6 protein-coding genes and 2 pseudogenes are annotated in these 9,909 nt (G+C 35.4%); 7 read left to right on the forward strand and 1 reads right to left on the reverse strand.

Features of this window, described 5'->3' with window-relative positions; all coding sequences use genetic code 11:
• The 5 genes and pseudogenes from A5844_RS04715 (at window position 1) to A5844_RS04735 (ending at window position 7,197) form a co-directional block, all read left to right on the forward strand.
• On the forward strand, window positions 1-456 hold the full coding sequence (locus A5844_RS04715) for a potassium channel family protein (protein ID WP_086284139.1): 456 nt from the start codon (window positions 1-3) through the stop codon (window positions 454-456).
• Window positions 453-1,127 (forward strand): potassium channel family protein, encoded by a 675-nt coding sequence (locus A5844_RS04720; protein WP_209437449.1) that lies wholly within the window; start codon window positions 453-455, stop codon window positions 1,125-1,127. The genes A5844_RS04715 and A5844_RS04720 overlap by 4 nt, the downstream gene beginning before the upstream one ends.
• A gap of 2 nt (window positions 1,128-1,129) precedes the next feature.
• A complete protein-coding gene (locus A5844_RS04725) occupies window positions 1,130-2,635 on the forward strand; it encodes a TrkH family potassium uptake protein (RefSeq protein ID WP_086284140.1) in 1,506 nt (501 codons plus the stop codon).
• A gap of 315 nt (window positions 2,636-2,950) precedes the next feature.
• Window positions 2,951-5,164 carry an alpha-galactosidase gene (locus A5844_RS04730; RefSeq protein WP_086284141.1) on the forward strand — a complete coding sequence of 738 codons (2,214 nt, stop codon included), beginning with the start codon at window positions 2,951-2,953 and terminating at the stop codon, window positions 5,162-5,164.
• Between the two features lie 426 nt (window positions 5,165-5,590).
• Window positions 5,591-7,197, forward strand: a pseudogene (locus A5844_RS04735) (ABC transporter ATP-binding protein).
• Window positions 7,198-7,342: 145 nt separating this feature from the next.
• On the opposite strand, the pseudogene A5844_RS13905 reads toward A5844_RS04735, so the two are convergent.
• Window positions 7,343-7,696 (reverse strand): annotated as a pseudogene (locus tag A5844_RS13905) (transposase); the annotation flags it as partial.
• Between the two features lie 855 nt (window positions 7,697-8,551).
• Between A5844_RS13905 and A5844_RS04745 the strand changes: the two are divergent.
• Window positions 8,552-9,301: a hypothetical protein gene (locus tag A5844_RS04745; RefSeq protein ID WP_086284143.1), complete on the forward strand. Its 750-nt coding sequence runs from the start codon at window positions 8,552-8,554 to the stop codon at window positions 9,299-9,301.
• A gap of 416 nt (window positions 9,302-9,717) precedes the next feature.
• Window positions 9,718-9,909, forward strand: a 192-nt coding sequence (locus A5844_RS14405) for a hypothetical protein (protein ID WP_218776166.1), incomplete at its 3' end; no start/stop codon positions are given.

Here is a 9,909-nt window from a genome sequence, read left to right on the forward strand (position 1 = left end):
ATGAATTTTTTCAATACAATAAAAAAAGAACAGGGGCGTACAGTCGTGATTGGTTGTGGGCGCTTAGGCGCAACCTTAGCCTCCTCGTTATCGGAAACTGGAGAGGATGTGTTAGTCATTGACATCAGCAAAGATTCCTTCCGAAAACTTTCTCCTTCTTTTAGCGGGTTGACAGTGATTGGGAATGCGACAAGTTTAGATGTACTAAGAGAAGCCCAAATCAATAAATATACGACAGTTGCGTGTGTGACAGATGATGGGAATACAAATATTATGACAGCACAACTCGTAAAAGAACTATTTTCGGCACAACGTGTGATCACTAGATTGCACGATCCAGAAAAGTCGTGTATTTATGAGGATCAAGGGATCGAAACGATTTGTCCTTCCGTGTTGGCTATTGAAGCAATCAATCATTTGCTTTTAGGTAAGAGATCTAAGGAGGGCAACCTATGATGAAAACAAAGAAACGAGCATTTTTAATAGGCGGCCATCAAAAAGCACAGGCATTGGCAGAATCACTTACGAAAAAGGGATTTCAAATTACAATCATCAATGAAGATTATGCTTCCTGTCTCGAATTGACAGAGTTGGTCGGAGTGAATGTGATCTGTGGTGACGGGTCAAGACCGTATATTTTAGATGATGCAAATATACAAGATGCTGACCTTGCCATTGCACTCACTCGCCGAGATGAAGATAATCTAGTGATAAGTGAACTGTGCAAGAAAAGATTCCACGTCAAAAAAACGGCTGCACTCGTCAATGATCCACAAAAAGTAGATTTTTTCTATCAAATGGGTGTTGATTCAGTAGTATGTTCAGTCACATCTGTCACAAGTATCATCGAGCAACAGATGTTTATGGATGAGATTTCTTCTGTTATACCCATCAAGGAGGGGGATATCAGTATTTCACAAGTTCCTATAGCGGCTAATGCTCCTGCTGTCGGGAAAAGGTTATGGGAACTCAACTTACCCGAGGAAGTGATTATAGGTTGTATTTTACGTGGCAATCGGAATATCACCCCTCACGGAGATACACAGTTACTAGCCGGAGATATGTTGATACTCATCTCATCAAGTCAGCAAGAGATAGCTACGATTAGAGAATTGGTGGGAAGATAGCTATGAAAAAGAAAACATTATTCAATTACGTTAATATCGGCAACTTAATCATTGTGATCGGTATATTAATCGCCATTCCTTTGTTTATCCTCCCCTTTTACCCAAACGAAGCTCGTTTTTGGCCAGCATTTATGATTCCGGCGGTCCTCTCTTTTATTATTGGTGGTTCAATCTGTCATTTTTCGAAAGCAGATGATTTAGATCCACATTGGCAGACCAATATACAAAAAGGTAGCTTAACGATACTTCTGACATGGGGGTATGGGTTTTTAGCAGGAGCCGTACCTTTTGTGATTGCAGACCAGCTTAGCCTACTTCATGCACTATTTGAAGCGATTAGTGGTTGGACTACCACAGGGCTTTCAGTGATGGATGTGACAACAACACCAAAGATTTTTTTATTTCATCGTAGCTTTATGCAGTTTTGCGGGGGGCTTGGATTTGTTCTGGTAATCCTTATGTTTGTCCAAGGAAAGCAATCAATGAATCTCTACAGTATGGAAGGACATTCAGACAAACTTACAGCAAATTTGAAAAAGACAGCGCAAACGGTATTTATCTTATATGGCAGTTTTACAGTTATCGGAGTGGTGGCGTATCGTCTTTTAGGTATGAGCTTTTTTGATGCGATCAATCATGCCATGTGTGCCTTATCTACAGGAGGTTTTTCTACACGTCTGGATAGTATTGGAACGTATAACAACTCAGCGATAGAAGTAGTTACCATCCTTCTTATGTTGGTCGGTACAACTAGTTTTGCTGTGCTTCTTCTCCTAGCAAAGGGGAAATGGAAACAGTTATTTAAGATCAGTGATTTACGGTTTATGTTAGCATTATTACTCGTCACGATTCCGTTAGTAACTATTTCTTTGACCAATGAAGGTATGGATGGTGTAGCGGCCTTTCGTTCATCTGCATTTAACGTGATTTCAGCTTTGACCACTACTGGATATGGTACGGTGGACTTTGCTACATGGCCTCCATTTGCTTTTGGAATCATAATCCTTTTCATGCTGATGGGCGGCGGAATGGGTTCAACTGCGGGCGGGATCAAACTGTCTCGTGTGTATATCCTAATGAGGTTAGCGGTGCATAACCTTAAGAAGAAAATCGCTCCTACAAGAAAAGTGGAAACACCATACTACATGAAAGCACAAGGAAAGACACCGATTGATACAGCGGTCGCTTCAGAGATTACAGGATTTTTCCTTACTTATCTAGCCATTTTTGCAGTAGGAACGCTGATCCTCGCTTTTTCCGCTGATCATTCATTATTAGAAGCAGGGTTTGAGTTTGCTTCAGCATTCGGAACAGTCGGTTTGTCTGTTGGTGTGACTTCGGCAACTAGTAGTGGGGTGACATTGATTACTTTGATTGGGGCAATGATTTTAGGTCGTCTTGAAATTTTTATCGTCTTGATCGGTCTATACTCAGGATGGCGGATCTCCAAAGAAAAAGCGTTGAAAAAGTTTGAGAAGGAGCAACAACAAGTTCTCATACGTAATTAAAGATATTTTTATAAGGTATCACAAGTGAATCAAGGATTGGGATTTCCGTTTCTAGTTCTAAGAAATAAGCCGAAAAATCCGAAAGTAGTATGTCTATTTTCGATATTTTTCGGTTTGTTTTTGAATGTGCTACTTTTTGAAAGATCCTTCATGTATTGTAATCACTCGAAAGGTCAAAATTCCTTTTCGTTCAGTACAAAGGTCACTCAAATTCGTGTACGTTCATTTTTTTGAGATTTTTCTTGACAAATATGTTTAGTAAACACTATAAGGGAAATAAATCACTAATATAAAAAGTTTACTAGGAGGAACGATATGAACCAATCATTGATTACTTTTGACGAGCAAAGCAAGATTTTTCACTTATGCAACAATGAAATCTCTTACATTATCAAAGTGGAGGAGGGAGGCGTATTAGCACATATTTATTTTGGAAAAAAAGTTGGGACCTATCATGATCATAAAAATTATCCAAGACGAGATCGAGGATTTTCTGGTAATGTGCCAGGTCAAAATGAAAGAGCTTACTCAAAAGATACCTTGCCACAAGAATATTCGAGTCATGGCTCCATGGATTACCGTGTGCCAGCGAGTATGATCCGACGAGAAAATGGCGCAAACCTAACAGATCTTCGTTACAATTCATACGAAATAATCTCAGGCAAACCACCGCTTGAAGGACTGCCTTCTGCTTATGTCTTGGAAGAAAAGGAAGCGGATACGTTAGTAATTACGCTGAAAGATCGTTTTGAAGACATCTATCTTGATCTGTCTTATACGATTTATCGAGACCGCAACGTGATTGCTCGTTCGGCAAACATTCGTAATTTGACAAATGGATCTTTGCGTTTAGAAAAAATTGCTTCGATGCAATTAGATCTGACCAATTCTGGTAGATATCAAGACGTTCTTTCTTTGCCAGGAGCACATGTCAAGGAACGTCAAGTGAATCGAGAAAAGATTGCTACGGGTATCAAACGTTTTGAAAGTCGTCGAGGCACGTCTAGTCACCATATGAATAGCTTTATTGCATTACTTGATGCACAAGCAAATGAGTTTCATGGAGAAGTGATCGGTATTCATCTTGTCTACTCTGGAAATCATTGCTTTGAAGTAGAATGTGACCAAATCAACCAACTTCGATTAGTCGCTGGGATCAATGATTATAATTTCTCTTGGGGATTACAACCAAAGGAACATTTCCAAACACCAGAAGTTTTATTGGTTTATTCTGATAGCGGTTTAAATCAAATGAGTCAAACCTTCCATCACTTATTGAGAGAACGTGTTGCTCGTGGCAAACATCAATTTGCTGAACGACCAATCCTAGTCAATAACTGGGAAGCTACTTACTTTGACTTTACCAACCAAAAAATCGAAGCCATTGTCGATGAGGCCGCTGACTTAGGCATTGAAATGTTTGTACTGGACGATGGCTGGTTTGGCCACAGAGATCAAGATAACTCTTCCTTAGGCGATTGGTTTGAGTTTGCTGGGAAATTAGAAAAAGGATTAAAAGGAGTAGCTGATTATGTTCATCAAAAAGGGCTAAAGTTTGGTCTATGGTTTGAACCAGAGATGATCTCGATTGATTCCACTTTATATCATGAGCATCCCGATTATTTGATGCAAGTCCCTGGAAGAGAACCATCTTCTTCCCGTGATCAACATTTATTAGATATGGGACGTAAAGAAGTAAGAGAAAACATACAGCAACAAATGGAAACGATTTTAGATGTGACTGAAATCGACTATATCAAGTGGGATATGAATCGCAGTTTGTCTGACGTATATTCCACTGCATTAGCAAGCGAACAACAAGGAGAAACAGCTCATCGTTATATGCTAGGCGTATACGAATTGATGGAAAATCTAACACAAAAATATCCAGATATCTTATGGGAAGGTTGTTCTGGCGGCGGTGGTCGTTTTGATGCAGGGTTACTCTATTACATGCCACAATCTTGGGCAAGTGATAATACAGATGCAATGGAGCGTTTGAAAATCCAATATGGAACAAGTATCGCTTATCCGATTTCTGCCATTACTGCACATGTCTCAGCTGTTCCCAATCATCAAACCGGTCGCATAACATCATTACAAACACGTGGCGATGTAGCAATGTCTGGAGTATTAGGTTATGAATTAGATCTAACAATGTTATCAGAAGAAGAAAAAAATGAAATCGCTGAACAAATCAAAAAATACCAAGAGTTACGTCCTTTGATTCAGTATGGAAATTTTGTTCGTTTACAAAGCCCATTTGAAGGAAATATTACTTCATGGTTATTTGTTTCAGACGACCAATCGGAGGCTTTGCTGTTCATCTGCCGTCTATTGGCCAATGCTCAACCAGTATTTAATGAAGTTCGTTTGAAGGGGCTGGCAGAAGAATTCTTCTATGAAGATCAAACAACAGGGGAGGTCTATTCTGGGACAGAATTAATGAATATCGGCATTTACTATCCGGATTTTTATGGTGATTTCCAAACGAAAATGATTCATTTTAAGAAACAGGGAGATAAATGATGAAAAACATAATTCAGTAATGACACAAATCGCCATTTTATCTATTTCCATCTTATTGACTAGAAAAAATAGGGTATAAAGCGGATGACAGTCCTTTAGGCAAGAGAGCGTGGGACAAAAGCCTTATTTACTTTTGTTTCACTCTCTAAATACATATAAACGGCGGGAGCAGAAGCAACTCCTTCGGAAATAAGCCGAAATTCACAAAAAGTTGAAAAGCAATTTTCGTGAATTCCTTCTTATTTCTCGGAGTTAAACGCTTCTGTCCCAGCCTCTAAAAGGGATTTTTATCATGTCCAAACTTATTGAAAACTCTGTGTACGTCCTTCGTTTTATTATAAGCGAATACAAACGTCTATTATAATAAAATTTAGTAGAAGGCTAAATTTTGAAGTAAGTAGACATGTTAACCAATAGGAGGATAAAGTGAATAATGAAATATGGAACCATTTTAAAAAAGATTTTTCAGTATATATAGGGATTGGAGTTACCATCTCATTGCTGAGTGCTACCAATATATTTTATTTTCAAAAACTATTGGATGGGTTTGGCAAAGAGTTAGATATACGTAATATTCTAATTTATGGTTTTACAATAGTTATTGTTCTATTGTTCCAATATTTGCATATGTGGAGCAAAAGCCAAGAACAAAGCTTCAAAATGGGATATTCTTTTATCTTAAGGAAATGGCACTTGTTAAGATAAGTAAAATTTCTTATTCAGAATACTTAAAAGTTGGTTCCGGAGCACTTTTACAAAAAGTTGAAGCTGGTTCAAATGCAGGTAGAAATATTAACTTGAATTTTTATGGACGATTATTTAGAGAATTAATCCCAGAAACTTTTTTTAACTTATTTTTTATTGCAATAATCGATATGAAATTAATCCCATTTATTTTAATTGGCTATATTTTGGTGTATTTTGTGACAAAATATTTACTGCGAATCTTACAAGCAATAAAAGAAAAGTCTTTGATTTCTGAAGAAGCGATGAATAGTACGTTAATTCGTGGAATAACTGAGATGGTCACTTTTAGAATCAATAAAAGATATCAAAAAGAGATCAATAGGTATCACGAGATGGCAGATCTTACAACGAATAATTTGACCAAAATGACGATGATACATGAATTTTTCTTCGGCTTCTTTGCCATTGTGGTAGCTGTTATAAAACTGTTAATTGTTGTATTGACCTTTACGAACACTATATCTATCAGTCTAGGTGGCTTAGTTGCGTTAGTAACTTATGTTGATAGAATATACACCCCGATCGCCATTTTTAATATTATCTTTGTTCAGTTCAACCTTGATAAGGTTTCTTACGGACGTTTACAAAGTTTTTATAATACTTCAAATGATGAAGAATTATTTATTAATGGAGAACCTATTCCGGAGATTACAAATATTAGCATTCGTGATTTAAAGCTATCTATTGCTAATAAAAATATACTCAATAATTTTAATTTAGATATTAAGAAAGATAAAATTTATGGGCTAGTTGGAGAAAGTGGTGCAGGAAAATCTTCTTTAATGAAGATCATACTAGGATTATTTAAACCTACAAATGGTAATATTTTGTTGAATCAAAAGAATCTATCTAACTACAATTTGAATGAATATTATGACCATGTTTTTTACCTTTCTCAAGATGCACCAATTTTTCATGGCACTTTAAAAGAAAATATTGTTTTTGACAAAAATATACCAGATACCAAAGTGATAGAAGCCTTGGAAAAATGTCAGTTAGAGAATTTTTATCACTCTCTTGAAAAGGGATTAGATACTCAGATTGGTGAGAAAGGATCCAATATTTCTGGTGGCGAAAAGCAACGTATTGCCTTTGCTAGATTATTTTTTTCAGACGCCGACATAATAATGATTGATGAAGCAACCTCTGCTTTAGATGAAACTACAGAAGAAAAGCTTTTAATGGAAATAAGAAAATTATTTAAAAACAAAATTGTACTTATGATTACACACCGGCCTAAAAATTTAAAAATTGTAGATGAAGTAATAGAACTGAAAAAGTTTTAAACGAGGAGAAAGGATCCTTTCTATTCTGATAGCTGATCAGAGAGACCTAGGAATGAAAAAATGGCTCTTTGTCAAACGATGTTGGTGAAGAGAAATCCTAGAATGATTGGCGAACAGAAAGAACTATTTTCTTTCTGTTCCTTTTTTATTTTATGAGTAATGCTTTCCTATGCCGAATCATGATTCGTAATTTAAAGTTGTAAAAGCTTCGAAACCCATAGGCATTTCGTTTTAATACCTTGATATGATTGTTCAAACACTCCAAAGGGCCATTTGAGTAGCCATAACGTAGGGCGTTCTCGATTTGTGAAAGAAACTTTTTAAAGGTTTTCAAAGTTCTATCATAGATTTCAGGAAGGTCTGTTTTTCCCACATTTAAATATTCTTTAAACGTGTCAATTTCCCGCTTTTTAACTGCATAAAGTAGATTTTGATAGAGTTGATAACCAGAGCGTAGACTAGGACAGTCTCTGAGAAGACAATCCACTATTTTCCTTTCAATGTCAGCCAGTCTATCTTTTATGTAGTTTGTTTCAAATACAAATAGCAGGGTACTGAAAGTCACCATTTCAAACCTTCCCCACTCAGCAACGTCTTCTAAATACTTTTTGAGTCTTGATAACTGCTTTTTATCACAAGTATTCAATTTTCTTTCATTACCTTCTAGCTGATACCAATTGACTGTTCTTGCTACTAGATAATTTCTTATATCCACACTATCATTTGTGTCTTTGGTTTTTTCTCGTAGCGTACGTAAAGTGCGTTGAAAGTTTGTTTCATCTTCTCTAATCTTTTTGACAAGTTTCTTCAAGCTCCAATTTTTCTCTCTTACAGTATGCTTGTTCAGATAGAAGACGAATTCATCTAAATTAATGTTCATTTTATCTAACAATTCTTTAGAACAAAGAAAGGAATATTACTTTTGTCATTTTCACACTTTACAATTATTTATATTTTTGTTTTTTTATATGACGTTTACCTATAAGGGGCTCTGTATTTATTAGCAATTTATTCGATAAACCATAAAATTACATAAATTATACGTTATTTTATTTTTTTAGTGTGAATATTTTGACCATGATTCAATTTAACCTTTTTCAACCGCTATAATGGCACATGTAAAGAACAAATGAACTCAATTTATTTTAGGTGGTGGAAATCAAGTTTGGTATTTTTATAGGGTTGTTCAAAAAGTGGTTTATTGATGTTTGCTGATTTATTCCATCATGGGGATGAATTATGAATCGTTGTAACCGTTTTTTGTAAAGGATAGGTGGTGCTTACAATTTCAGAAAAAGTCAATTTAAATTTGGTAACTAAAGTAAAACAAACAAATTTTATGGAGGAAGCCCATATGTTACAAGAATCAAAAGAAAAACTATTCAAAGGCTTTATTACAGCAGTAACTCTTGCTAGTTTTATTGTTCCATCAATTTCATCAACTGTCATAGCAGAAGAACAAAAGCCACTATCAGAAGATGAGAAAATTGCATTAGCTGCAGATTCTTATGTATTACAACAATCAACGAATTCAGAGTATCTTAGCGCATTAGACGAAAGCAATAATCTTACAGTGCAATTTGCAGAAGCTGACCTACAAGAAACAAATTTTGATGAAGCCAAGATGTCTACCGAGCAAAAAGAAGCATATAATGAAATTGTATACCATTATGCCACCCAAGAAGCATTAAGGACTGGAAGTATTGGAGATATTGACAAACTAGCCAATCAGATGAAAATGGTGTTAAATGCAGAAAATGAGTATATTCAAACAAGATTATTCTCTATATCGGTAGGCATCGTAGCAGGAGCTTTCAATATACTTATTGCAGCCGGTGTTTCAATACTTACAGGAGGAGCAGGAACCTCAATTGTGGCTGCCGTGAAGAAAAAGGGATTGACTGTTGTAAAAAATTGGATTAAAAATACGCTTTTAGGTCAGCTCAAAAATAAATTAGTTGCACTAGGACTATCAGGAGCAGCTGCTTATTTAGTAACAAGTATTGCTGATTCCATTACTAGCCTTCTAGATCCTGGTTTATGGATTGCGAAATTCATTGATTCAAAAGACAAGAAGAAAAATAATGGGTATATTGATGTCTAAGAAATTTAGAACATGGTACTTGTATTATTTTACTATACTTTTATTAACTTCCTTATTTTCGTACTGGTACCATAGAGATTCTGTAAGTCTGAAAAGTATATTGTTAATTTTTATAGCAATGCAGTTCCCAGTTCTGATAGGCATCATTTTCCCAATGAAGGGCAGTAATAATGTCAAAAAATTTTTTTACTACTTTTTATTTTACGCTATTCTGTTTTTAGTCTTTGTTTTTATTAAAACAAAAACATTTGTAGTAGATATACAAATGTTAAGCTGGCTTATTTTATGTTGTATAGGAGTAATATTAGCTGGGGTCTCTACTGTATCAAGTTTTAATAATAACTCAATGCACTAGTTACAAAATGCATCAATTTCTTTTGAATATTGACTGTCAATCAATAGAGGATTTTTCTTGTATGAAAAAAATTGATGAACACGATTTAAAGAAAAAACTATTTAGTTTTTTAGTAATTGCCAATACCGTAGGAAATTTGATTGAAAATATCGAATTCAGTAGTTCATTATTCTACCTGAACTTTATTATAGGAATAATATATCTGCAGGTCTCAATAAAACCTAAAAAATGGGGTATGGTGTATATGTTTTAC

This window comes from Candidatus Enterococcus wittei, assembly GCF_002140175.1.
Classification (GTDB): domain Bacteria; phylum Bacillota; class Bacilli; order Lactobacillales; family Enterococcaceae; genus Enterococcus_B; species Enterococcus_B wittei.

What these genes read in the sequence shown, in the direction of transcription:
- A5844_RS04715 (WP_086284139.1), top strand. Translation starts at nt 1, where the DNA reads ATGAATTTTTTCAATACAATAAAAAAAGAACAGGGGCGTACAGTCGTG.
- A5844_RS04720 (WP_209437449.1), top strand. Translation starts at nt 453, where the DNA reads ATGATGAAAACAAAGAAACGAGCATTTTTAATAGGCGGCCATCAAAAA.
- A5844_RS04725 (WP_086284140.1), top strand. Translation starts at nt 1,130, where the DNA reads ATGAAAAAGAAAACATTATTCAATTACGTTAATATCGGCAACTTAATC.
- A5844_RS04730 (WP_086284141.1), top strand. Translation starts at nt 2,951, where the DNA reads ATGAACCAATCATTGATTACTTTTGACGAGCAAAGCAAGATTTTTCAC.
- A5844_RS04745 (WP_086284143.1), top strand. Translation starts at nt 8,552, where the DNA reads ATGTTACAAGAATCAAAAGAAAAACTATTCAAAGGCTTTATTACAGCA.